The organism is Arenibacter aquaticus (assembly GCF_003957295.1).
Taxonomy (GTDB): domain Bacteria; phylum Bacteroidota; class Bacteroidia; order Flavobacteriales; family Flavobacteriaceae; genus Arenibacter; species Arenibacter aquaticus.
This window is the reverse complement of record NZ_RQPJ01000014.1, coordinates 341,685-367,335: the sequence shown is the minus strand read 5'-3', so window position 1 is coordinate 367,335 and position 25,651 is coordinate 341,685. Positions and strand designations below refer to the sequence as shown.

Below are 25,651 nucleotides of genomic sequence, written 5' to 3'. Positions count from 1 at the left end.
ATTACAGGGTCACGGTATACTTTAATAATTTTATGTAGCTATACACTATGAAATTATTGCTGTCCAAAGAATAAAATGTAATAGATTTTCGGTCCCCGCCGACCGTAGAAATGCGTAAGCCCTTTTCATTTGTGTTTTAACCGTGTTGATAGAAATTCCCTGCATTTCAGCTATTTCAGCGTAACTGCAGCCATTAATAATGGCGGAAATAAATATTTGTTTACGGCTTTCTGGGAGCTCGTTCAGTAATGCCTGTATTTTTCCGTTCGCGTTTGGGGGATCCATAGGTTCAGGGTCATTGTATTTCGGAGTATTTAAGTTTTGAAGTAGTGACTTTTCTTTTTTTACTTTTTCAATGTAAAGTAGGCTCATATTTTTTACAGCCCTAATGGCATACGCCTTAAAGGAGATTGTTAAAACAACCTTTTCCCTTCGTTGCCAGTACGAGATGTAAAAATCTTGAACAATATCTTTGGCCGTATCCTTATCCTTCACAATTCCAAAAGCAATTAGGCACAACATAGGGAAATGTTCTTTAAAAAGATTCTCCATTTCTTGGTTGCAATTTTTCTTTTTTTTGGTCATGATTCTATAGGACTTTACATCCTAATTAATGTTTGGGTTATTGTGTTATTGGATAAATAGTGTCGTCAATTATACTAATTTAATTTCATTTAGCATAAATATTTATCAAATTCTAAAAAAAATATAATTTTCTTGTCACCCTAAAAACCTGAAATGACAACTTATTAAAAAGAACCACAAATAGGCCTTATGCAAAAGTTGAAATCTGTTTTGATAAGTATTGAACAATCCGGTCAGATAGAGGAGGGTGTTCTTCAGCATCTTACCCCAGATGAAAAGGAGATTGTCAATACACTTTTTCATGAGAATTTGGTGTCAGAGGCTTTGGAGTTTCTAGAAGAGATGGACACTGATTTGGAATGGCAGGAATTTATGGAAAATGCCAACGCTTCTAAAAAACAAAGGCCTTCCGTTTGGCGACCATTGCTAAAGTATGCAGCTATTTTTGCTGGAGTTATTGCGACAGGGTATTTGGTGTTTAGGCAAAATGATATGGCCAGCCAAAATCCCATTTCAGAAACTTCCATAAAACTCAAAATGGGGAACCATAATGTAAAGGTCATCCAGGAGGGAAGCAGTCAGCAGATTGTTTCCTCTTCTGGGGAAGTGTTGGGAATACAAAAGGGCAATAGGATTAGCTATAAGGTTGATTCGGAAATAGGAGAACTTGTTTATAATGAATTGGACATTCCGTTTGGAAAAATATTTGAAGTAGAACTCTCTGATGGTACTACTGTGCATTTGAATTCGGGAACAAGAATAAAGTACCCTGTAAAGTTCCTTAACAAAGGTAAGAGGGAAGTATTTATTGAAGGTGAAGCTTACTTTAAGGTGGCTAAGGATAAGAACCATCCATTCGTGGTACATTCCGATCAAGTGGCTGTGGAGGTTTTGGGGACCGAATTTAATTTTTCTTCCTATAAAGAGGACACTGAAATTAAGACAGTTTTGGTGGAGGGATCCGTTAGCATGACCAATTCCTTAAGACCGGAGGATCAATTGGTGTTAGTTCCTGGAACTAAGGGAGCTTGGAACAGAGTATCCCATGATACACATGAAGAGAAAGTAGATGTAGATCTGTATACAGGTTGGATTAAGGGAGAACTAGTTTTTAGGGACATTAGCTTTTTGGATATGATTCAAAAGCTGGAGCGCAGTTATAATGTGGTCATTGAAAATAATAATGAACTTCTGAGCGGGAAGATTTTAAATGCACGGTTTCATGTGGACATTGAGAGTATAGAAGATGTAATGAAATCTATTGGCGAGCTACATTCTTTTCAATACACTATAAAAGACAGAAAGATAACTATAGACTAATATGAACCATATAAACAATTGATTATGCCATAACTCTTCGAATGCAGCACAAAAAGTTCAAAAAAAATCGGAAAATGCTTGAGACCATTTCCCGATTTATGAACTAATTATTAAACGACCATTTCAAAATCATTTAATCAAACCAAAATTATGAAAAATAAATTTATGGGGGTCTTGCTATACAGGCTTTTCCCTAAATTCGACTTAAGGATGAAGCTTACTACCTTATTGCTTATAGTTTCGTTATTTGAGATTCAAGCAAATACCTATGCTCAAGGCACCAAATTAACCTTAGAATTTGATAATGTTCCAGTGGGACAGGTTTTTAGTGAAATAGAAGCCATTTCGGAGTTCCGGTTCCTTTATGAGAGTGCCCAGATAGATTTGGATCGAAAAGTGACCTTACACATCAAAAAAAGAAGAATATCGGAGGTCTTAGCCTTACTTTTTGCCAATACCACCACCAGTTTCAAAACTATTGACCGGCAAGTAATACTTACTAGATCTACAAATACTTCAATAGCCTCTGTGATCGGGGAGGTGGAGCCATTGGAAAAGGAGGGGCCTTTGCAGTTTCAGGTCTCAGGGGTAGTTAGCGATGCCGATGGAGTTCCTTTGCCAGGGGCCAACATTGTGGAAAAAGGGACTTCAAATGGAGTTACGGCCGATTTTGATGGCAATTTTTCCATTGAAGTGGCTGGAGAAAATGGAACCCTTGTTGTTTCATATATTGGTTATGCTACTAAGGAGGTGCCTATAAATGGGCAGACAAATATTACAGTTAATTTAGAGGAAGATGCAGCAGGCTTAGATGAGGTTGTGGTCGTTGGTTATGGAACAGTTAGAAAGAAAGATTTAACAGGTTCGGTTTCTTCCGTTAAGGGTGTGGATTTAGAAAAAACACCGTCCAATACTTTTGTTCAAGCCTTGCAGGGTAAAGCCTCAGGGGTAGATATACGGGCTGCTTCCAATGCTCCTGGAGGGGGGATCCGAATTAGAGTAAGAGGTACTAATTCAATCAATGCCTCTAGTCAGCCACTTTATGTAGTTGATGGTTTTCCAATAGATAATGGTAATACTACTCCGGAGGCTGGTGGTAATAGAGCAGCAGCCAGTGATCCGCTAACAAGTATCAGCCCAGGGGAAATTGCATCTATTGAAGTTTTGAAGGATGCTTCGGCCACAGCTATTTATGGAGCAAGGGGTGCAAATGGCGTTGTAATAGTTACAACCAAACGGGGGAGTGTAGGTAAGGCCAAAATAGATTTTGAATATTCTACAGGCATAAGTACAGTGAGAAAAAAATTAGATTTGGCGAACGCAGAGGAGCTTGCTATTTTAACGAATGAATGGGCCACAAACAACAACCAACCACTAATTTATGACGGCGTAAATAAGCCGTTACCGGAAGAGCTAGGGGAAGGTACAGATTGGCAAGATCAAATATTTAGAACTGCAATAACCAATAATTATAATCTTACTGTGTCAGGAGGGCGTGAAAGTACACGTTATTTGGTTTCTGGTAATTATATGGATCAAGATGGTATCATTATTGAATCTAATTTTAAGCGGGCAGGACTAAAATTTAATCTTGATCAAGGTCTTGGTGAAAGATTAAAATTTGGTATGAATACCAATATAACCAGAACCATCAATGATGCTGTGGATTCTGACGGAGGAGGTTATCAAAATGATACACCACTTTGGAATGCCTTGGCCACTACGCCTGTTATTCCTGTTACTGATAGTGAAGGTAATTATGTTCATAATCACGATGAAACCGTAAAGGTGCTGGAGAACCCTGTTTCTATTGCTAAAACCCGAACAGATATTACATATAATACACGAATATTAAGCAATGCTTTTTTGCAATATGAGTTGTTCAATGGTTTTTCTTTTAAGGCCAATTTTGGCGCCGATCTAATTAATTCTAAACGGAACGCCTATACTCCTACTACAGCTGAAACTCAAGCACTACCCAATAATGGAATTGCATCAATCGGTAATGTGCAGAGAACCAATTTATTGGCTGAATACACTTTTAACTATAATAAGAGTTTTGGAGACAAGCATCGCTTGGATGCGGTTATAGGGTATACTTTCCAAATTGATAAGTTGGAAAGTGCGTTTTCCCGTACAGACGACTTCTTTACAGATTTGGTGGAGTTTAATAATTTGGAGCTGGGATCGGACCCGCGACCTTCAAAAAGTAGCGCAACGGAAACAGCTTTGCTATCTTACTTAGGAAGGGTAAATTATGTTTTTGATAGTAAATACATAGCTACGGCTTCAATTCGAAGGGACGGATCTTCGAAATTTGGAAATGGTAAAAAATGGGGGGTTTTCCCTTCAGGAGCGTTAGCATGGCGATTGGTTGAGGAAAATTTTATTAAAGACCTAAACTTGTTCAGTGCATTAAAACTTAGGGGAAGTTATGGTTTAACAGGTAACGAGTCGATTGGCGCGTATAATTCCTTGGCACTTTACGCTGCAACTGGACAACCAATTATTGGAGGTGTTCCTGTTGTTGGCCTTGCTCCCAATCGAATCAATAACCCAGATTTAAAATGGGAGCGTACTAAACAGACCGACCTTGGCCTTGAAATGGGTTTCCTTGATGGGAGTTTAAATTTGGAAGCAGGATATTATGTGAAAACTACCGAAGACCTTTTGTTAAGTGTGGCTATACCTACACAGTCAGGTTATACCACAAGTGTACAAAATATTGGAAAAGTGGAGAATAGGGGATTTGAGTTTGATCTTGGTTACAACCATAATTTTGGAAAACTATCATGGAGTTCTAATTTCAACATTTCCTTTAATAGAAATAAACTCATTGAACTTCCTGAGGGCACAGAAGAACTAATTAATGGAATTGGTAGGGGAGAGACGGCTTATGGGTATTCTATTGCTCGAGAAGGTAAGCCATTGGGCCAATTTTTCGGGTATCGTTTTGAAGGAATCTGGGAATCGGAAGAAGAAATTATATCTGCAGGTAATACTGTAGGGGGGGTTAATAGGGTAGGATTGCCAAGATATAAGGATTTGAATGGTGATGGATTCAAGAGGAATTTGGATGATAGGGAAGTAATAGGTGATCCCAATCCTGATTTCATTTATGGGTTTACCAATACCTTTTCATTCAACAATCTCAATCTTTCCATATTTATTAACGGGAGTCAAGGTAACGACGTGGCCAATATGAATACTATTGGACTTTATGCCCAACCCCAAAAACACAATGTACTGCAAAAAGCATTTGATGAACGATGGACCGGGCCTGGGTCGGGAAATACTATAGAGGCACCTTTGACAAATGCCGGTGAGTGGAAGAATTTCAGCGATAGAAACGTAGAAGATGGTTCATATATGCGAGTTAAAACAATAAATCTTTCCTATGACCTTCCCACGGATCAATTTGGCTTGGATTGGTGCAGAAGCGCACAACTTTTTATTGCTGCAGATAATCTAATAACTATTACCAATTATTCCGGTTTTGATCCAGAAGTGGATTTGTATGCTACTAACAATGTGAGCTTTGGTGTTGACAATGGAGCCTATCCGTCGTCAAGAAGCTTTAGGTTGGGTGTTAAATTAGGTTTTTAATATAAAGAGGAAAATATCATGAAAAATATAAAATATATAATAGGTGTTTTGATTACGTTCGCACTGTTTTTGACATCATGTGAAAGTTATCTTGAAGAGAATCCAGCAGGAAATATAAGTATAGCTAATTTCTATTCCTCTGAGGACGATGCCATTGCGGGTTTATATGGCGTTTATAACTCGGTATATAGCCTATACGGAAATACGGCTATTAATTATGGAGAGGTAAACGCAGACAACGCAACTGTCTCACCCAATGTATCTGATTTATTCGAATGGGATGAGTTTACTTATAATAATGGACTTACCGAAGGATTTTGGCGTTCTGCATATGATGGGATTAATTTAGCGAATGAAGTAGCATGGTATACGTCAGAAATTGATTTCGATTCGGATAAGAAAGCAGATATTGTTTCAGAAGCCAAAGCTCTTCGAGCACTTTTTTATTGGCATTTGGTCCGGGCTATGGGAGGAGTACCCATTTATGAGACCCCTACCGTGGGCTTTGAAAACGTAAATGCTCCTAGAGCTACCGCTGAAGAAGTGTATAGTTTGATTTTAAGGGATCTGACAGAAGCTGCCTTAGAGTTGCCAACCACTAGCGCGGCCGGAAGGCTTAATGCGCATATAGCGGATGCCTTGCTGGCTAGAATATATCTCTATAGAGGTGATTATCTAAATTCCTTGAATCACGCTAAAAATGTAATTGACTCAGGTGATTATGACCTTTTCCCAGATTATGCCAACGCATTTAAAACTGAGCATAATAACGGTATAGAACATATTTATCAGATTCAATATTTAAGCGGTGAAAGGAATAACGGAATTCCCGGTTCATTTGGTCCGAGAGCGCTACCTGGGCCATATGGCAATTCTTTTTGGGCCAATACCGTGGTGGGTGGTTCAATTGCACCAAGCGCGGAGTTTAATGCAGAAAACCCAATATCATATCGTCGATCTGTAACCATTGCAGATAGTTATGAACATATTGATGGGGTGACCGGTACAATAACCATGGAGGAGGCATACGGCCCAGGAGTCTTTCCTTACTATGTGAGCAAATTTGATGACCGAGCAAAGGAGTTGCAATCGGGAGTTAACTTCAATGTTATAAGGTATGCCGATATTTTGTTAATTGCCGCCGAAGCTCTAAATGAGGTTGACCCCGGTAATAGTCAAAAATATGTGTGGATTAACAAAGTACGGGCAAGAGCGCGAAATGGAGTAGAGGCCGATCTTCCTGATTTGGCAGGCTTATCCCAAGATGATTTCAGGATGGCTGTTTTGGAAGAAAGGAGATTTGAGTTGGCATTTGAAGGGCAAAGAGCATGGGATTTAAAACGAAGAGGTCAGTTTTTGAATGTTATGCGATCACAGGGCAAGAATGTTGAGGATTTTATGCTGCTATTCCCTATTCCGGATAATCAAATTCGCTTAAACTCTAGTTTGACTCAAAATCCAGGTTGGTAAGACTACAAAATGTACGTATTCAAATTACGTCTAGTTGCTGTTTTAATAAGGAAATTTAGGTTGGGGAGAATAAAATTTCCCCAACCAATAATTTCTATTTTTGAAAAGGTTGAAAACATGGGTTTTTTGATCTATATCTTTATTTTAGAAGTTAACAATTGAATTTGAAAAATGTTTATTTGAATTCAATATGTGCCTTTTTATTAAAGTATTTGCTTTATGGATAAAAGTTGTAATATGAAATTAGTTAAAATCTGCGTTGTAGGCATACTATTTTTAGTGGGTTGTTCGGAAGGTCCAAAAAAAACGAAGGACATTCCACAGGAAGAAGAAACACCCAACATCATCCTTCTTATGGCAGATGACCAGGGTTGGGGGGATATGGCCTATAATGGCCATCCCCACCTGAAAACCCCTAATTTGGATGCCATGGCGGCCAATGGGGCAGTATTTGAACGTTTCTACGCCGCCTCGGCAGTATGCTCCCCTACACGGGGAAGCGTAATGACGGGCAGGCACCCATTGCGCTATGGTATCTGCCATGCCAATTGTGGTCATATAAAATCCGAGGAGGTTACCTTGGGGGAAATGGTGAAAACAATGGGCTATACTACAGGTCATTTTGGTAAATGGCATTTGGGTACCCTGACTCGTGATACGGTAGAGGCCAATAGGGGAGGAAGGGAAAAATATGATGGGGACTATGCCCCACCTTGGGATCACGGTTTTGATGTTAGTTTTGTTACAGAATCCAAGGTGCCCACATGGAATCCCATGATTACCCCTCCACAATCATCTGGAGACGTTAACGGGAAATTAAAAGAAGGGGAACCGTTCAATACCTCTTACTGGACCGGTCCGGGCCAAATGGCCTCAGAAAATTTGGAAGGGGACGATTCTAGGGTAATCATGGATAGGGCCATTCCCTTTATTGAACAGGCCGTAGAGGACAAGAAACCATTTTTAAGTATTATTTGGTTTCACACTCCCCATCTACCGGTTTTGGCTGGGGAGGATGACAGAGCTCCCTATGCCCATCTTTCCGAAGATCAAAAACATTATTATGGTGTTATAACCGCCTTGGACAAACAAGTAGGACGTTTACGTGATAAGTTGCGGGAATTGGGTGTTGCTGAAAATACGCTGCTCTTCTATACCAGCGACAATGGTCCGGAAGGTAAATCGGTAGGAGGAAGGACCCAAGGCCTCACCAAGGGGCTTAAAGGTAGAAAAAGAAGCTTGTATGACGGAGGAATCAGGGTTCCCGGCATTATGGAGTGGCCTGGAAAAATAAGTTCCGGGACAACAGTGGATATTCCGTGTTTTACATCGGACTATTTCCCAACTATCGCCAATATATTGGGGATCGACCTAGAGCAAAACAAACGTCCATACGATGGCGTGGACTTACTGCCCATTGTTAAAGGTGATGTGGAACGGAGAACCAAACCCTTGGCTTTTGATTTTCAGGGGCAGGCTGCCCTAATTGATAATGAGTATAAGATTTATAGTGATGATGGCGGTCAAAATTTTACACTGTATAACATAGAAAAGGATGCCGGGGAAAATACCAGCCTAAATAATCAGCAGCCGCAAAAACTTACCGAAATGACATCTTTTTGGAGACAATGGAAGACTTCCCAAGAGAATAGCGCCCTTGGCAAGGATTATTGATTATTTTAGCGACTGGCCTTTGAAAAAAATTAGAATTTAATTTTACATACCAAAAACAACCTAAATGAGACTATTTTTTTGCATACCCTTACTTAGCATTATCTTATTGGGATCCTGTAAGCCAACCGGATCAGAAAAAGATAATAATACTGAAGAAAAACCGAATTTTGTCTTTCTGTTCGCGGACGACCAGACTTTTGAAAGTATTGCCGCCCTTGGTTTTGATGAGGTGTATACCCCTAATTTGGACCGCTTGGTAAAGGGAGGTACTTCTTTTACACATGCTTATAACATGGGCGGGTGGAATGGTGCCATATGCGTGGCCTCTAGGGCCATGATTATTTCAGGTTCCTATATTTGGAATGCACGTGATAAAAGTGCATTGTGGTCCAAGGGAGACTCAACCGCCCTGAACCAGACATGGGGCAAATTATTGGAAAAGAAAGGATATAATACCTATATGACAGGAAAATGGCATGTTGAAGCTCCAGCAGGAACTGTTTTTAATGATGCCAGACACATACGTCCTGGCATGCCCGGAGACAAAAGAAATGAATTGGGGGCGGCCATCAAAAAATGGAAAGAGGAATCTGGGGACATGAAGGATTGGAACGATTATATGCCGCTGGGCTATGGCCGACCTACTGGACCTGACGATACAGAATGGCAACCTACCGATACCTTACAGGGTGGTTTTTGGGAAGGAGGAAAACATTGGAGCGAAGTGGTTCGAGATGATGCATTGGCATTTATTGATATTGCCAGTAAAAAAGAAGATCCCTTTTTTATGTATCTTGCCTTTAATGCTACGCACGACCCAAGACAGGCGCCACAGCGCTTTTTGGATATGTATCCCTTGGAAAATATCAAGGTCCCCGAAAACTTCTTGCCAGAATATCCTTACAAAGATGATATGGGGAATAGACCGGGACTTAGGGACGAAGCATTGGCTCCGTTTCCTAGAACAGAGTATGCAGTAAAAGTGCATCGTCAGGAATATTTTGCCCTTCTTAGTCATATGGACGAACAGATCGGGATTATATTGGACTCTTTGGAAGCTTCAGGTAAAATGGACAATACCTATATATTTTTCGGTGCGGATCACGGACTCTCCGTTGGCCATCACGGTTTAATAGGGAAACAGAGTATGTTTGATCACAGTGTGCGTATACCTATGATGGTAATGGGGCCTGGAATTCCTAAGGGCAAACTTTTGAGTCAGGATGTCTATTTGCAGGATATCATGGCTACCACCTTGGAGTTGGCCAATGTAGAAAAGCCAGAGTATGTGCAGTTCAATAGTTTTATGGATATTATTAAAGGAGAGCGGCAAGAAAGCCACTATGATGGTATCTATGGTGCCTATATAGATTTACAGCGTATGATTCGTAAAGACGGGTATAAACTCTTGATCTACCCTAAGATTGATAAGGTGCTCTTGTTCGACATGGAAGAAGATCCTAACGAAATGAATGATCTGGCCAATAATCCCGAATATTCGGACAAGGTCAAAACCCTATTTAACGACCTCATGCAGCTTCAAGAAAAAATGGATGACAAGCTGGAACTAGGGGATTTGTACAACAAGATGTTCCAATAAAAAATTAAAATACCGGTGATACTAAAAAAGCAACTTTTAATGGCCTGCTGTGTGCTCTTATTATTGAGCTGTGGTGATAAAGTGAAGACGAAACAGTTGGTTGCAAAGGAACCTCCCAACATTCTATTTGTTTTGGTCGACGACCTTGGAAAGGAATGGATAAGCACTTATGGAGCAGAGGATATCCACACCCCTAACATAGATGCCCTGGCCAAATCCGGTATAAAATTCAACAACGTGTATTCCATGCCCCAATGTACGCCAACCAGGGTGACCTTGCTAACGGGGCAGTATCCGTTTAGGCATGGGTGGGTAAACCATTGGGATGTACCTCGCTGGGGAGGGGGAGCCCATTTTGATGAGACACAAAACCCTGCTTTGGTCACAGAACTGAGAGAGGCGGGCTATAAGACCTGTATTGCGGGCAAATGGCAAATTGATGATTTTAGGGTAGAGCCAGATGCTTTGATCAAAGCCGGATTTGATGAATACTGTATGTGGACTGGTTATGAGGCGGGTATTGAGGCAAGTGCCGAAAGATACTGGGATCCCTATATTTATACCCAGGAAGGTAGCAAGACCTATCCCGGAGCTTTTGGGCCCGATATTTTTAGGGATTTTATCATCGATTTTTTAAAAGAAAACAAAGGAGATCCCAAGTTTGTGTATTATCCTATGGTGCTTACACATACGCCATTGGTTAATACCCCGGATGAATCTGCCAATGATAAATTGGGTAAACACAAGGCTATGGTGCGCTATACCGATAAGATTGTGGGGCAACTTGTTGATGCCTTAAAGCAAAACAATTTGTTGGAAAATACCATGATCGTCTTTACTACGGACAACGGTACCAGCAGATCCATTTCCGGAACGTATAAGGGAGAGATTGTACAAGGGGGCAAGGCCAGTACTAAAGAATCCGGAATCTGTGAGCCTTTTATTGTTAGTTGGCCAAGAGAAATAACAGCAGCTAGGGAGTCTGAGGCCTTAGTGGATTTTACGGATATATTACCTACATTTTTAGATATTGCCGGTGTAGGGGAAAAAGTTAAATGGACAAAAAGTAATGCCAACCATACTATAGATGGCAAGTCTTTTAAAGATGTATTGCTTAAGGGAGATGAAGCCTCCAATAGAGATTGGATATTGGGAATGGGGGGTGGTAACCATGCCCGTCTGACAGAAGACGGAGTGGAAAATCAATATAAGTTTAGGGATAGGGTGATCCGCAATGAGCAATATAAGCTCTATGTAGATTCCAATAGGGAGGCTATAAAGTTCTTTGATTTGAACAAGGATCCTTTTGAGCGAAAAAACCTTATTGATAGTTTGAGCACCGAGGAACAGAAAAATAATTTTAACAGCCTTATGGAAGTGATTAAATCATTCCCAGTTAAGGACAATGACCCTAAATACAAGAGCAATCCACCTCAGGATTGGGATGTGGAAATTTCTGCTGAGAGTGGAACTTGGAAAATATAGATGTGCTTGTAGGTCTCAAGAAATGGCCAGGCCTATATACAATGCAGCCTATTGTCCTAGGGGATTTATCTAGATGGGCAGAAGAAAATTGTTTTGCCCTTTGATTCATACTCTAATTTGAGAACTAGGTTTTATTTATTAGTTATGTTATCAAAAAAAAATCCAATCCATTTTACATGGATTGGATTTTTTTAAATGTATTCTATATGATTGCTACCTTACACTCTAGGCAAATCCCCTTCACCTTTTAAAGGTAGGCATGATTTACCCATTAGAAAGGTATCCACGTGGTGTGCAGCTTGCCTTCCTTCAGAAATGGCCCAAACTATTAAGGATTGCCCCCTTCTTTGGTCTCCGGCTACAAATACACCTGGTACATTTGTTTTGTAATCTGCCTCGCTAGCTTTAATGTTGGTACGGGCATCAGCTTCAAGTCCTAATTGTTCCGCAACGGTCATTTCAGATCCCGTAAAGCCCATGGCTAGTAGTGCCAATTCGCATTTCCACTTCTTTTCTGTCCCAGGAACCTCTTTAAGTGTAGGCCTTTTGCCTGGTTCTCTGATCCATTCAACCTCAGAGGTAATTAGTCCGGTTAGATTGCCATCCTTGTCACCAACAAATTTTTTGGTAGAAATGCTAAAGAATCTTTCCACACCTTCCTTATGCGAAGTACTTGTTCTAAGTCGCATGGGCCAAAAAGGCCAGGGCTGACCTTCTGGTCTGCCCACTGGTGGCTTTCCTAATATTTCAAAGTTGGAAACCGAAGTTGCTCCATGTCTAATGGAGGTACCTATACAATCCGATCCAGTATCTCCACCACCAATTACTATAACGTCCTTGCCTGTGGCTTTAATTTCCTCGCCTAGATCTTTTATACCATCAACGCGTTTGTTGTTCTGTTTTAAGAAATCCATCGCCTGTACCACTCCTTTGAGGTCTGCACCTTCTATAGGTAACCCTCTTCTTACGGTAGCACCACCAGAAAGTACAATTGCATCAAACTGTTCCTTGAGTTCTGTGGCAGAAATATCTACCCCAACATGCACTCCGGTCTTAAATGTAATGCCCTCTTCTTTTAGGATATCTACTCTACGGTCAATGATATTTTTTTCCATTTTAAAATCTGGAATACCATATCGTAAAAGTCCACCTACTTTTTCGTCCCTTTCAAAGACAGTAACCAAATGTCCGGCCCTGTTTAGCTGTTGTGCTGCAGCAAGACCTGCAGGTCCTGCTCCAATTACGGCTACTGTTTTTCCTGTTCTACTTTCAGGTGGTTCGGCTACGACCCATCCTTTTTTAAAGGCGGTTTCAACAATGTTTTTTTCAATATTCTCTATAGAGACGGGGTCCTCATTGATGCCAAGAACACAAGCCTCTTCACAAGGTGCAGGGCATAACCTTCCTGTAAATTCCGGAAAATTATTGGTAGAGTGTAATATCTCGGCAGCCTTCTCCCATTTTCCTAGGTATACCGCATCATTGAAATCTGGGATTAGATTTCCTAACGGACAGCCACTGTGACAAAATGGGATGCCACAGTCCATACATCTGGCACCCTGGTCTTTTAGCTCCTTTTCTTTCATTGGAAGCGTAAACTCCTTGTAGTTTTTAATTCTATCTTCTACAGGGGCGTACTCTTCTACTTTTCTATCGAATTCCAAAAATCCTGTTATCTTTCCCATATTTCGATTATATCGTTTCTAATTTTTCTTTTTCTAAACGTATCAATGCCTGCTTGTATTCCTCTGGGAATACCCTTACGAACTGAGGTAGGCAATCTTCCCAATTTTCCAATATCCTTTGGGCTAGTGGACTAAGGGTGGCATTGTAGTGGTTTTCTATTAAGCCCTTCAACTCTGCAATATCATTGTCGTCTTCTACCTTCAAAAGATTTAATGTTTCTGCGTTGCAGTTCTTTCTAAAGGTTTTCTTCTCATCAAAGATATAAGCTATTCCACCACTCATACCTGCGCCAAAGTTTCTTCCTACTTCACCAAGGATAACGGCAATACCACCGGTCATATATTCACAACCGTGGTCTCCTATACCCTCAACGACCGCTTTGGCTCCTGAGTTTCTTACACAAAAACGCTCACCAGCTTTCCCGTTGATATAAACCTCTCCGGAAGTAGCTCCATAAAGGGTAACATTACCGGTGATAATATTATCTTCTGGTTTTAGTGTGGATTTATAAGGAACTTTAATGATCAGTTTAGCTCCAGACAAACCTTTTCCAAGATAATCATTAGTATTTCCATTAACGATCATGGTAAGGCCCTTTGTTGCGAAAGCACCAAAACTTTGTCCGGCAGAACCGGTGAAATTCAGTTTTAAAGTGTTTTCAGGTAAACCGTCAACACCGTAAATTTTTGAAATTTCATTACTAATAATTGCCCCAACTGCCCTATCCGTATTGTGGATTGGGAAATCTAAAGTGATTTTCTCTTTTCTAAAAAGTGCGGGATGCGCTTTTTCTATTATTTCAAATTCTATAGACTTGTTAATGTCGTGCTGCTGCTTCTGGGTATTGTGGAATTTAGTACCCATAGGTACATCTACTTGGTATAAAATAGGTGTTAGGTCTATTCCGGCCGCTTTGTAATGTTCCAATGCTTTTTTGCGGTCTAACTTTTGCACCTGTCCAACCATTTCGTCTATAGTCCTAAAGCCTAATTGAGCCATAATTTCACGAAGCTCTTGCGCTACAAAGTACATGTAGTTAACAACGTGCTCTGGCTTTCCTTCAAATTTCTTGCGTAATTCTGGATTTTGGGTGGCTATACCAACCGGACATGTGTTTAAATGGCATACACGCATCATAATACATCCGGAAGCTACCAATGGTGCGGTGGCAAATCCAAATTCTTCAGCCCCCAACAAGCAGGCGATGGCAACATCCCTACCGGTTTTTAGCTGTCCGTCACATTCCAGTACAACTCTATTTCTAAGGTCGTTCATGACCAATGTTTGCTGTGCTTCGGCAATACCCAATTCCCATGGTAGTCCGGCATGTTTCAAGGAAGTTAAGGGAGATGCTCCTGTACCTCCATCATGTCCGGAGATAAGGATAACATCGGCCTTGGCTTTGGAAACACCTGCCGCAACAGTACCAACACCTACTTCCGAAACAAGTTTTACATTGATACGGGCTTCGCGGTTAGCTGATTTTAAATCAAAAATCAATTGGGATAAATCCTCAATAGAGTAAATATCGTGATGCGGTGGAGGTGAAATTAATCCCACATATGGTGTGGAATTCCTAGTCTTGGCGATAGATGGATTAACCTTTGGTCCGGGTAATTGTCCCCCTTCACCAGGTTTTGCCCCCTGTGCCATTTTAATTTGGATTTCCTTGGCGCTGGTTAAATAGTTGGAGGTAACTCCAAATCTACCTGATGCAACCTGCTTGATGGCACTGTTCTTCCAGTCGCCAGTTTGATTCTTGTAAAAACGCTCTGCATCTTCGCCACCTTCACCAGAATTACTCTTACCGCCTATCCTGTTCATGGCGACAGCCAAGTTTTCATGAGCTTCCTTACTTATAGAACCATAGGACATGGCACCGGTCTTAAAGCGCTTTACTATTTCTGTCCAAGGTTCAACCTCTTCCAATGGAATAGGGTCATAATTGGAGAATTCAAACAAACCTCTAATGGTCATTAAGTCCTTGGACTGCTCGTTTACCAGTTTGGCAAATTCCTTATAGGTTTCCGGTTCATTGTTGCGAACGGATTTCTGTAGTTTGGCAATGGTCAACGGATTGAACAAGTGTTTTTCTCCATTTCTTCTCCATCGGTACTGACCACCGATTTCCAAATCTAGATTGCCTTCAATTTCTTTATCGGAATAGGCTTTCTGATGGCGTTTCGCAATTTCTTTTTCAATCTCGTAAAGCCCTATTCCCTGAATTCTGGTAGGGGTATTGGGGAAGTACTTGTCTACAACCTTGGTGTTGATTCCTATACATTCAAATAATTGTGACCCCCTATAGGAGTTTAATGTAGAGATGCCAATTTTGTTCATCACCTTAAGGATTCCCTTACCAACTGCTTTGTTGTAGTTACTTATGGCTTCCTCAAAAGTGTATTCGGTTATGTCGTGTTCTTCAATTTGTTCCGCAATGATTTCGTTTACCAAATACGGGTTTATGGCACTGGCACCAAATCCGAACAATAAGGAGAAATGATGTACCTCCCTAGGTTCTGCAGATTCGATGATCATGCTCATTTTGGAACGTTTCCCTAGTCTTTGGAGTCCACTGTTTACAAATGAACAGGCCAATAAGGCAGGTATAGGTGCTTTTTCCTTGCTTACATTCCTATCCGAAAGGATTATAATGTTGGCTCCCTCGTCAATAGCTTGCTCTGCTTGGTCCAAAAGGGACTGTAAAGCATCTTCCAGGCCATTATGTCCTTTTTCAATATCATAAAGCATTGAAATGGATACCACCTTGTAATCTGGACTGGCGTCATAGTTCTTTATCTTATCCAAATCCTCTTTGGAAATTACAGGATTTTGGATTTTTAATTTTCTACAGTGTAGTTCTGAAAATTCAAAAATATTATGGTCACTTCCCAATGTAAGGCTGATGTCCGTAATAAGTTCTTCCCTAATACCGTCCAATGGTGGGTTGGTAACCTGGGCAAACAATTGCTTAAAGTAATTGTAGATCAATTGCGGACGCTCGGATAAAATAGCTATGGGTGTATCAGACCCCATAGATCCTAAAGGTTCCTTGGCCATTTTTCCCATTGGAAGAATAATAGTGTTTATATCTTCAAGGGTATAACCAAATACGGATTTTCTTTTTTGAACCGTAGCTTCATTGAGGAAAAGTGGACAATCGTTATAAGGAATATCCTTAAGATGAACTAGATTCTTGTCTAGCCATTCTTTGTAAGGATGTCTAACGGCAATTGCTTCTTTAATTTCCTCATCGTTAACAATACGGCCTTCTTCCATGTTCACCAAGAACATTTTTCCTGGCTCAAGTCTACCGTGTAGCTCAACGTTTTCTGGTTCAATATCCACAACACCAACTTCAGAGGACATAATAACATATCCATCCTTGGTAACCGAATACCTAGAGGGTCTTAGTCCGTTTCTGTCCAATACGGCCCCAATATAGTTTCCATCAGTAAAAGGAATGGATGCAGGTCCATCCCATGGCTCCATTAAACAGGAGTGGTATTCATAGAAAGCTTTTTTGGCTTCGGACATATCGGCATTCTTTTCCCAAGCTTCGGGCACCAATATCATCATTACCTCCGGTAGGGATCTTCCAGTCATCAGCAATAATTCTACTACCATATCCATAGTGGCGGAATCCGACTTGCCCGGAAGGATTACTGGGATAATATTCTTTATTTCTTCACCGAAAAATTCACTGTTCATTAATTCTTCCCTAGAGCGCATTCTGGATACATTACCTCTAAGAGTGTTTATTTCCCCGTTATGACACATGTAGCGGAAAGGCTGGGCCAAATCCCAGGTAGGGAATGTATTGGTAGAAAAACGTTGGTGTACCAAAGCCAAACGTGTAACTACCCTTGGATCCATTAGGTCCTTATAGTAAAGGCTAATGTCTTCGGGCATCAATAGCCCTTTAAAAATAATGATCTTGGTAGAAAGGCTAGGAACATAGAAAAATTTGCTCTCCGATAGTTTGGAAGCATTTATGGTGTGTTCGGTAACTTTTCTGGCCGTAAAAAGTTTTAGGTTGAAATTGAAAAAATCCTGCTCGTCATTCTCTCGGCCTATAAAAACCTGTTTTACGGAAGGTTCTGTTTCAGCTGCGATTCTTCCCGGAATGGATTTGTTTACGGGAACGTCTCTCCAGCCCAATAATTTAAGTCCTTGCTTTTTAATGTTGGACTCAAATACCTCAATACAGTAATTTCTCTGATTTTCCTTTTGAGGTAAAAATATGTTGCCCACCGCATAACTGCCAGGTTCAGGGAGTTCAAAAGAGCAAACTTCCTTAAAAAAATCATGGGGGATGTCTATTAATATTCCCGCGCCGTCACCTGTTTTTCCGTCGGAACTTACCGCTCCACGGTGCTCTAGTTTCTCTAAAATCTCTAAAGCCTTATGAATAATATCATTCGACTTTTTTCCTTTAAGACTACAAATAAATCCTGCTCCACAGTTGTCATGTTCAAAATCCGGTAGGTACAATCCTTGTTTTCTCAGCTTCATAAAATATCATATTTCTTCAAAAATATCAAAATATTTGCATTTACTGCATGGCTCACTTAAATAGTGCGCTAGAAATTCAACGTTTGTAATTCAACGTTAAAATAAATGCATATTCCGATATTTCGGCCCTTTAAATTGGGATTTCCTCAATATATAGGTTTGGATATTGATAGATTCCATTTCTCCGGGGGTTAATAATGTAAAATGGTTCTTCTTTGTGTTTTAACCCCTTAAAAAACAGGGGCGGTACTGTTTAAATTATTGTTTTTTAATGAAACAACCCGTAAATGAAGAGGGGTGTTCTCTTTTTATTTATTAATAATACTTCTTGAAATTACGATTTTCTGTATTTCTGAAGTGCCTTCGTAGATCTGGGTGATTTTTGCATCCCTCATTAATCTTTCTACGTGGTAATCTTTGACAAAGCCGTTGCCACCATGTATTTGTACTGCTTCTATAGTGGTGTCCATGGCTACTTGCGAGGCGTATAATTTGGCCATGGCACCGGACAGATCATAATTTTGGTGCTGATCCTTGTCCCAGGCTGCTTTGTATACCAAATGCCTTGCTGCTTCAATTTGTGTATGCATGTCAGCCAGTTTAAAGGAAATGGCCTGGTGGTTGTAAATCTCCGTTCCAAAAGCCTTTCGCTCCTTGGAATACTTAAGTGCCAGTTCATAGGCGCCGGCAGCGATACCCAAAGCTTGGGCGGCAATTCCTATTCTGCCCCCGGCAAGTGTTTTCATGGCAAATTTAAAACCAAAACCGTCCTCTCCAATTCTGTTTTCCTTAGGAACTTTAACGTCATTGAAGATCAGGGAATGTGTGTCACTGCCCCGTATGCCCAATTTATTTTCTTTAGGGCCAATTTCAAAACCCTCCGCACCTTTTTCTACGATGAGTGCATTGATTCCCTTGTGGCCTTTTTCAATATCTGTTTGTGCAATTACCAAATAGATGTCGGCCGAACTGCCATTGGTAATCCAGTTTTTTGTTCCGTTAAGAACATAATGGTCTCCTTTGTCCTTTGCTGTCGTTTTTTGTGAGGTGGCATCGCTACCTGCTTCCGGTTCGGAAAGGCAAAAAGCACCAAGTCTTTCCCCTGTTGATAGGCGACTTAGATATTTTTCTTTTTGAAGGTCGCTCCCATAAGTTTCAAGGCCCCAACAAACTAGGGAGTTGTTTACAGATACCACTACCGAGGCCGAGGCGTCTATCTTGGAAAGCTCTTCCATGACCAATACATAGGAAATGGTATCTAGTCCGCTTCCACCATATTTTGGGTCTACCATCATCCCCATAAAACCCAATTCCCCCATTTTTTTTACTTGCTCCAAGGGGAACTTTTGTTCTTCGTCCCTTTCAATTACACCAGGAAGTAATTCATTATGGGCAAAATCCTTTGCAGCTTGTTGAATTAGTAACTGTTCTTCGGTTAGTGAAAAATCCATTGTTTTAACAAAATAGTGAGAATCTTACAAATATACGAGTATACATTGGAATAATAATGGAGAATAAAAACATTAAAACCTAATCTATATTTTTATATTTGTTCGGTCAAATACTTTTTTTGGTAATAAAACAGCTTATCTGTTATGAGACAACATTAGCTATCGCGGTAATTGAAACTGTCCTTATTTAGAAGGGAAGTTTATGGTTGTGGTAAATGATGTTGAACAGTTGAAAAAGAGTTGTAATGAAAGAGTTGCTGAAAATATATGAGAACAAGGCCCCTGAAATTGTTTTTAATTGGAAAGATCCGGAAACGGAAGCAGAGGGCTGGGCGGTGATAAATTCCTTGAGAGGTGGGGCTGCTGGAGGCGGTACCCGAATGAGGGAGGGATTGGATATGAACGAGGTATTGTCCTTGGCCAAAACAATGGAGGTTAAGTTTACAGTGTCCGGGCCTCCGATAGGTGGAGCCAAGTCCGGGATAAATTTTGACCCCAGTGATCCTAGGAAGTCGGGTGTTCTTAAAAGGTGGTACCACGCTGTGGCGCCTTTGTTGAAGAGTTATTATGGTACCGGGGGGGATTTAAATGTGGATGAAATTAATGAAGTGATCCCAATAACCGAGGATGCCGGTGTTTGGCACCCTCAAGAAGGGGTGTTCAACGGACACTTTAAGCCAACGGAAGCCGATAAGATCAATAGGATCGGGCAATTGAGGTTAGGAGTGGTTAAGGTTTTGGAGAGTAGTAATTATTCCCCGGCCGTAACAAGGAAATTTACCGTGGCCGATATGATTACCGGCTTTGGAGTTGCCGAAGCTGTAAAACACTTTTATGACATCTATGGAGGTTCGGTAGTAGGTAAAAGGGCTATTGTACAGGGGTTTGGAAATGTGGGGTCTGCCGCAGCCTTTTACTTGGCCCAAATGGGGGCAAAAGTAGTGGGAATTATAGATAGGGCAGGAGGAGTTATTAAGGAGGAAGGGTATTCTTTTGAAGAAATAACCTCCTTTTTTTTGAATAAAAAAGGGAATATGCTTTTAGCCGATGAAATGATTCCTTTTTCTGAAATAAATGAAAGGATTTGGAAGTTGCCTGCTGAGATTTTTGTTCCTTGTGCCGCTTCCAGGTTGGTGACCAAAGATCAGATTGCCCAGAAGATTGAGGCAGGGCTGGAGGTGGTCAGCTGTGGAGCCAATGTGCCTTTTGCCGATAAAGAGATATTTTTTGGGCCCATTATGGAGTTCATTGATGGGCGGGTGAGTTTAATTCCCGACTTTATCTCCAACTGTGGGATGGCCCGTGTCTTTGCTTATTTTATGGAAGGAAGGGTGGCTATGGATGATGAACTGATTTTTAATGATACATCGAATACTATCAGAAATGCGATTTTAAATATTTTTAACCAAAATAATACGAAAATTAATCTCAGTAAAACAGGTTTTGAGATTGCTTTAAAACAATTAATTTAAACTAAACCATAATTAAGTAAGATGGAGAGCATTATTATTATTCTATTCGTTGCGGGGTATTTGGCAATAACCCTGGAACACAACCTTAAGATTGACAAATTAATTCCTGCCTTGGCCATGATGGCCCTTTTGTGGGCGGTTATCGCTCTAACGCATATGCCGGTTTTTGAGGTAAATGCCGAATTGCGGGAATTGGAAGCTACCCATATAGATGAAATTTTGCTCCATCATCTGGGGAAAACAGCGGAGATTTTGGTGTTTCTGCTTGGTGCTATGACCATTGTGGAAATAATAGATTATTTTGATGGCTTTGCTACCATTAAGGGATTTATTAAGACCCGTAGTAAAAGAAAGTTGCTGTGGTTGTTTTCCATTTTGGCATTTATACTTTCTGCTATAATAGACAACCTTACGGCAACCATTGTGTTGATAACCATCTTGCAAAAGGTGATCAACGATAGGGAATCCAGGCTATGGTTTGCAGGGATGATCATTATTGCGGCGAATGCAGGTGGGGCCTGGTCCCCAATTGGTGATGTAACCACCACCATGTTGTGGATCGCCAACAAGGTATCGGCAGCACAATTGGTAGAACACGTTTTATTGCCTTCTATTGTATGTATGGTAGTGCCTACCCTTATAGCCAGTAGGTTTAAAGCTTTTTCAGGTAACCTTGAAGGTGGATTGGATGATGTGGAGCCCAGTAAGTCTAGATATGGTGCTACTATGTTATATCTGGGGCTGGGAGCAATTATTTTTGTTCCTTTCTTTAAGACTATTACCCATTTGCCTCCTTATGTTGGGATGATGCTTTCCTTGGCGGTGGTGGCTACCTTTGCGGAGATATACAGTAAATCCAAATTTAGTATTTCCAATATAGATGGCGAAAGTGAAGAAGAGTCGCACCACAGCCCTGTGCATAAGTCGCTCTCCAAAATTGAGTTGCCCAGTATTCTTTTCTTCTTGGGGATCTTAATGGCGGTTGCCGCTCTGGAATCGTTGGGGATGTTGTTCCATTTTGCCGGTACCTTGGATGAGGTAATGCCAATGTTGGGAACCGAATCACAAGGAGAATTGGTTTCTGATTTGGTTGTGCTTTTCTTGGGTGTTGGATCGGCAGTGATAGACAACGTACCCTTAGTGGCTGCCAGTATCGGAATGTTTTCTGTAGGTATGGATGATCCAGTTTGGCACTTTATTGCATATTCAGCAGGTACAGGGGGTAGTATGTTAATTATTGGCTCTGCGGCAGGAGTTGTGGCCATGGGGATGGAAAAAATAGATTTTTTCTGGTATTTAAAGAAAATAGCTTGGTTGGCCTTCGTAGGATTTATTGCTGGTGCCGCCGGATTTATATTAATTAGAAATTTTGTGTTAAACGGATAATTTAATCGATAAAAGACCGTTATTAAGGCAACTTTAATAGGGAAAATATATGTTATTGTTTCAAGACCTAGCTCAAGAGGCGGGAATAGAAGAAATGGTGTCCGAGGAAAAGACCCTTTCTGTTATAGATTTGATAGTGAACGGAGGTACGGGAAGTATCTTGATCATTAGTGTTTTGTTTGTGATGCTTTTTGTGGCATTGTATATTTATTTCGAAAGGATTTTTGCCATAAAAGCGGCATCCCAGATAGATAGCAACTTCATGAACCAAATTCGGGATCATGTTACCAATGGTAAATTGGAAGCGGCCAAATTATTATGTGCCCAAACAGATTCCCCCGTGGCCAGATTGACGGAAAAAGGAATTTCTAGGATCGGCAAACCTCTAGATGATATTAATACTGCAATAGAAAACGCAGGTACCCTAGAGGTGTATAAGTTGGAGAAAAATGTAACTGTTCTGGCCACTGTGGCGGGGGCAGCTCCTATGATCGGTTTCCTGGGAACCGTAATTGGTATGATTTTGGCATTTCATCAAATGGCCACCAGTGGGGGGCAAGCAGAAATGGGGTCTTTGGCATCTGGTATTTATACGGCCATGACCACTACGGTTGCGGGACTTATCGTCGGAATTATTGCCTATATCGGATATAACCATTTGGTGAATAGAACAGATAAAGTAGTTCACAAAATGGAAGCCAACGCCGTAGAGTTTTTGGATTTGTTGAACGAACCGCTTTAGAAAATAACAACAGATGAAACTAAAAGGGAGAAATAAAGTTAGTCCGGATTTTAGCATGTCCTCCATGACGGACATTGTATTCCTATTGCTCATTTTCTTTATGCTTACCGCTAACTCGCCCAATGCATTGGATCTGTTGTTGCCCAAGGCCAAAGGAAAGTCAACCAATACACAGAACGTATCGGTGAGCATTAATAAGAAGTTGGAGTATTTTGTGAATAACGAGAAAATTAACGGGAAGTACATAGAAATTGAATTAAAAAAGGCACTAAAAGGACAAGAAAAACCTACTATTATTCTAAGGGCAGAAGAAAGCGTGGCCATTAAGGAGGCTGTAAATGTTATGGATATTGCCAATAGAAATAATTACAAGGTTATTTTGGCAGTGCGACCAAATTAATGTCATTACTTAATACGAAACACGAGAAAAAATCCTTTACACTTACCACTCTTCTGCTAAGTGCGCTCCTCCTATTGCTTTTTTATATAGGTCTTACTTATATGGATCCACCAATAGAAAATGGTATTTCCGTTAATTTCGGTACCACGGATTTTGGAAGTGGCCGGGTACAGCCCAAGGAAAAAATAAAATCCGAACCGGTGAATAAGCCTATAAAAGAACCCCAGGTTCAAGAGCAGCAGGTAGAAGAGATTGTGGAACAGGTGCCCGAGGAGGAGGTTTCCGTAGACAAGCCGGCCGAAAAAGTACTGACGCAGGATAATGAAGAATCCATAAAAATAAAACAACAACAAGAGGCAAAGCGAAAGGCGGAAGAGGCTGCCAAAAAAGCCAAAGCCGAGGCCGAAAGGAAAGCTAAGGAGAAAAGGGAGGCCGAAGAGAAAAAAAGAAAGGAGCAGGAGGCCAAAAAGAACAAATTGGACCAACTCATTGGGGGAATCAACAAATCCGAAGGAGTAACCTCTGGAGGGGAAGGTGATGATACTAGCGCAGGAGATAAAGGTAAGCCAGAGGGCGATCCTTATGCTACAAGTTATTACGGCAGCCCTGGTTCAGGAAGTGGTACCGGTGGTTATGGTCTTAATGGGCGATCCTTGGTGAATAAGGGGAAGGTGCCTCAAGAATGTAATGAGGAAGGTAGAGTGGTAGTGAAAATCGTAGTAGACCGTAACGGTAAGGTGGTAAGTGCTACCCCAGGAGTTAAGGGAACTACCAATACACATCCCTGCCTAATGGAACCCGCCAAGAAAACTGCTTTTATGCACCAATGGAATTTGGATTCAAACGCTCCCAGTCAGCAAGTAGGTTTTGTAGTGGTTAATTTTCAATTGGGAGAGTAAGACTATTTTGATTGTTTCTGTTTTTTGTTCACTTCATTTAAGACTTCTAAATCCTATCTAGAGGTATTATTGACCTATTCATTATTAATTATTTAGTACCTATCAAATGACCTATCAGGAGACTTTGGCATGGATGTTTGCCCAATTGCCTATATACCAACAAAAAGGAAAATCTGCATACAAGGGCAAACTGGATAACATTAAAGTTCTTTCTACCTATTTGGGGCATCCAGAAAGAAAGTTTAAGAGTATCCACGTTGCGGGAACCAATGGCAAGGGGTCCAGTAGTCATATGTTGGCCTCTGTTTTACAGGAAGCCGGGTACCGGGTGGGGCTGTATACTTCTCCTCACCTAAAGGATTTTAGGGAGCGTATAAGGATTAATGGAGTCCCGGTAAAAGAGGATTTTGTGGTTGATTTTATTAAGGACAACAAAGTTTTTTTTGAGGCCCATGATCTTTCTTTTTTTGAAATGACCGTAGGTATGGCCTTTTTCTATTTTGAAAAGGAAAAAGTAGATATAGCTATTGTGGAAGTTGGATTGGGAGGGCGCCTGGATTCTACCAATATTATAGAGCCAGAAGTTTCATTGATCACTAATATAGGTTATGACCATGTAGAAATGTTAGGTGATACAATAGAGAAAATAGCCTTTGAGAAAGCTGGCATCATCAAATCCGGGGTGCCAGTGGTAATCAGTGAACTGCAAGAAGAGACCGCATCTGTTTTTAATAAAGTGGCCAAAGAAAGAAGGTCTAAAATTATATTTGCAGGGGAGGTGATCCCCGGAACCTATAAAACGTCTTTATTGGGGAGTTATCAGGCCAAAAATGTGAAAGGCGTGGTGGCAGTGATTAAGGAATTGAGCAATTTTGAGGTTACAGAGCACCATATTACCAAAGGACTTTTAAATGTAGCTGCTAATACCGGATTGCTGGGAAGATGGCAGTATTTAGGTAAGAATCCTACGGTTGTTTGTGATACTGCCCACAATACGGAAGGCCTTACATTAGTTTTAGGTCAGATTAAGGAACAGGAGTATGAGCGTCTTCATATGGTGATTGGTTTTGTAAAAGACAAAAATCTTGATCAGATTTTGCCTCTGTTTCCCAAAGAAGCCAATTATTATTTTTGCAGACCAGAAATTTCAAGAGGTTTGGATGCGGAGGTCTTAAAAGGCAGAGCGGCAGACTTTGGATTGATAGGGGATGTGTATACGTCTGTTAATGAGGGGTATAGAATGGCTTTGAAAAATGCAAAAAAGACAGATTTTGTATTTATTGGAGGGAGTACTTTTGTTGTTGCAGAAATAGTTTAAATTTTTCTGATTTTTCTTTTGTGGAATTTAAAAACTATTCTA

16 protein-coding genes are annotated in these 25,651 nt (G+C 40.7%); 12 read left to right on the top strand and 4 right to left on the bottom strand.

Annotation, left to right across the window (positions count from 1 at the left end):
• Positions 1-45: 45 nt before the first annotated feature.
• Positions 46-585 carry a sigma-70 family RNA polymerase sigma factor gene (locus tag EHW67_RS14925; protein WP_126163177.1) on the bottom strand — a complete coding sequence of 180 codons (540 nt, stop codon included), beginning with the start codon at positions 583-585 and terminating at the stop codon, positions 46-48.
• A gap of 189 nt (positions 586-774) precedes the next feature.
• Between EHW67_RS14925 and EHW67_RS14920 the strand changes: the two genes are divergently transcribed.
• From EHW67_RS14920 to EHW67_RS14895, 6 genes are all read left to right on the top strand, one after another.
• Complete coding sequence (locus tag EHW67_RS14920) at positions 775-1,905, top strand: FecR family protein (protein WP_126163176.1); 1,131 nt, start codon at positions 775-777, stop codon at positions 1,903-1,905.
• Positions 1,906-2,055: 150 nt separating this feature from the next.
• Entirely contained in the window at positions 2,056-5,511 is a 3,456-nt protein-coding gene (locus tag EHW67_RS14915) for a TonB-dependent receptor (protein WP_126163175.1), read from the top strand.
• An 18-nt stretch (positions 5,512-5,529) separates the two neighbouring features.
• Positions 5,530-6,981, top strand: coding sequence for a RagB/SusD family nutrient uptake outer membrane protein (locus EHW67_RS14910; protein ID WP_126163174.1), 1,452 nt, complete (start codon positions 5,530-5,532; stop codon positions 6,979-6,981).
• 237 nt (positions 6,982-7,218) lie between these two features.
• Entirely contained in the window at positions 7,219-8,655 is a 1,437-nt protein-coding gene (locus EHW67_RS14905) for a sulfatase-like hydrolase/transferase (protein ID WP_126163173.1), read from the top strand.
• Positions 8,656-8,719: 64 nt separating this feature from the next.
• On the top strand, positions 8,720-10,255 hold the full coding sequence (locus EHW67_RS14900; RefSeq protein ID WP_126163172.1) for a sulfatase-like hydrolase/transferase: 1,536 nt from the start codon (positions 8,720-8,722) through the stop codon (positions 10,253-10,255).
• Between the two features lie 15 nt (positions 10,256-10,270).
• On the top strand, positions 10,271-11,740 hold the full coding sequence (locus EHW67_RS14895) for a sulfatase-like hydrolase/transferase (protein WP_202911985.1): 1,470 nt from the start codon (positions 10,271-10,273) through the stop codon (positions 11,738-11,740).
• Positions 11,741-11,958: 218 nt separating this feature from the next.
• Here EHW67_RS14895 and EHW67_RS14890 read toward each other — a convergent pair whose 3' ends face one another.
• From EHW67_RS14890 to EHW67_RS14880, 3 genes are all read right to left on the bottom strand, one after another.
• The gene (locus EHW67_RS14890) at positions 11,959-13,425 is read right to left on the bottom strand and encodes a glutamate synthase subunit beta (RefSeq protein ID WP_126163171.1); all 1,467 of its coding nucleotides are present in this window, start codon (positions 13,423-13,425) and stop codon (positions 11,959-11,961) included.
• Positions 13,426-13,432: 7 nt separating this feature from the next.
• Positions 13,433-17,941, bottom strand: coding sequence for a glutamate synthase large subunit (gene gltB, locus EHW67_RS14885; protein WP_126163170.1), 4,509 nt, complete (start codon positions 17,939-17,941; stop codon positions 13,433-13,435).
• 308 nt (positions 17,942-18,249) lie between these two features.
• Positions 18,250-19,392 carry an acyl-CoA dehydrogenase family protein gene (locus EHW67_RS14880; RefSeq protein WP_126163169.1) on the bottom strand — a complete coding sequence of 381 codons (1,143 nt, stop codon included), beginning with the start codon at positions 19,390-19,392 and terminating at the stop codon, positions 18,250-18,252.
• A gap of 245 nt (positions 19,393-19,637) precedes the next feature.
• On the opposite strand from EHW67_RS14880, the gene EHW67_RS14875 reads away from it, so the two are divergent.
• From EHW67_RS14875 to EHW67_RS14850, 6 genes are all read left to right on the top strand, one after another.
• Positions 19,638-20,864 (top strand): Glu/Leu/Phe/Val dehydrogenase dimerization domain-containing protein, encoded by a 1,227-nt coding sequence (locus EHW67_RS14875; protein ID WP_126163168.1) that lies wholly within the window; start codon positions 19,638-19,640, stop codon positions 20,862-20,864.
• Positions 20,865-20,885: 21 nt separating this feature from the next.
• Positions 20,886-22,250 (top strand): sodium:proton antiporter NhaD, encoded by a 1,365-nt coding sequence (gene nhaD, locus EHW67_RS14870; protein ID WP_126163167.1) that lies wholly within the window; start codon positions 20,886-20,888, stop codon positions 22,248-22,250.
• Between the two features lie 49 nt (positions 22,251-22,299).
• Entirely contained in the window at positions 22,300-22,992 is a 693-nt protein-coding gene (locus tag EHW67_RS14865; RefSeq protein ID WP_126163166.1) for a MotA/TolQ/ExbB proton channel family protein, read from the top strand.
• Positions 22,993-23,005: 13 nt separating this feature from the next.
• Entirely contained in the window at positions 23,006-23,392 is a 387-nt protein-coding gene (locus EHW67_RS14860; RefSeq protein WP_126163165.1) for an ExbD/TolR family protein, read from the top strand.
• The gene (locus EHW67_RS14855) at positions 23,392-24,291 is read left to right on the top strand and encodes an energy transducer TonB (RefSeq protein WP_126163164.1); all 900 of its coding nucleotides are present in this window, start codon (positions 23,392-23,394) and stop codon (positions 24,289-24,291) included. The genes EHW67_RS14860 and EHW67_RS14855 overlap by 1 nt, the downstream gene beginning before the upstream one ends.
• Positions 24,292-24,397: 106 nt before the next feature.
• Complete coding sequence (locus EHW67_RS14850) at positions 24,398-25,609, top strand: bifunctional folylpolyglutamate synthase/dihydrofolate synthase (protein WP_126163163.1); 1,212 nt, start codon at positions 24,398-24,400, stop codon at positions 25,607-25,609.
• Positions 25,610-25,651 lie beyond the last annotated feature (42 nt).

Excerpts from the sequence above, each read along its gene's own strand:
- EHW67_RS14925 (WP_126163177.1), bottom strand. The coding sequence starts at position 585 with ATGACCAAAAAAAAGAAAAATTGCAACCAAGAAATGGAGAATCTTTTT.
- EHW67_RS14920 (WP_126163176.1), top strand. The coding sequence starts at position 775 with ATGCAAAAGTTGAAATCTGTTTTGATAAGTATTGAACAATCCGGTCAG.
- EHW67_RS14915 (WP_126163175.1), top strand. The coding sequence starts at position 2,056 with ATGAAAAATAAATTTATGGGGGTCTTGCTATACAGGCTTTTCCCTAAA.
- EHW67_RS14910 (WP_126163174.1), top strand. The coding sequence starts at position 5,530 with ATGAAAAATATAAAATATATAATAGGTGTTTTGATTACGTTCGCACTG.
- EHW67_RS14905 (WP_126163173.1), top strand. The coding sequence starts at position 7,219 with ATGAAATTAGTTAAAATCTGCGTTGTAGGCATACTATTTTTAGTGGGT.
- EHW67_RS14900 (WP_126163172.1), top strand. The coding sequence starts at position 8,720 with ATGAGACTATTTTTTTGCATACCCTTACTTAGCATTATCTTATTGGGA.
- EHW67_RS14890 (WP_126163171.1), bottom strand. The coding sequence starts at position 13,425 with ATGGGAAAGATAACAGGATTTTTGGAATTCGATAGAAAAGTAGAAGAG.
- gltB (WP_126163170.1), bottom strand. The coding sequence starts at position 17,941 with ATGAAGCTGAGAAAACAAGGATTGTACCTACCGGATTTTGAACATGAC.
- EHW67_RS14880 (WP_126163169.1), bottom strand. The coding sequence starts at position 19,392 with ATGGATTTTTCACTAACCGAAGAACAGTTACTAATTCAACAAGCTGCA.
- EHW67_RS14875 (WP_126163168.1), top strand. The coding sequence starts at position 19,638 with ATGAAAGAGTTGCTGAAAATATATGAGAACAAGGCCCCTGAAATTGTT.
- nhaD (WP_126163167.1), top strand. The coding sequence starts at position 20,886 with ATGGAGAGCATTATTATTATTCTATTCGTTGCGGGGTATTTGGCAATA.
- EHW67_RS14865 (WP_126163166.1), top strand. The coding sequence starts at position 22,300 with ATGTTATTGTTTCAAGACCTAGCTCAAGAGGCGGGAATAGAAGAAATG.
- EHW67_RS14860 (WP_126163165.1), top strand. The coding sequence starts at position 23,006 with ATGAAACTAAAAGGGAGAAATAAAGTTAGTCCGGATTTTAGCATGTCC.
- EHW67_RS14855 (WP_126163164.1), top strand. The coding sequence starts at position 23,392 with ATGTCATTACTTAATACGAAACACGAGAAAAAATCCTTTACACTTACC.
- EHW67_RS14850 (WP_126163163.1), top strand. The coding sequence starts at position 24,398 with ATGACCTATCAGGAGACTTTGGCATGGATGTTTGCCCAATTGCCTATA.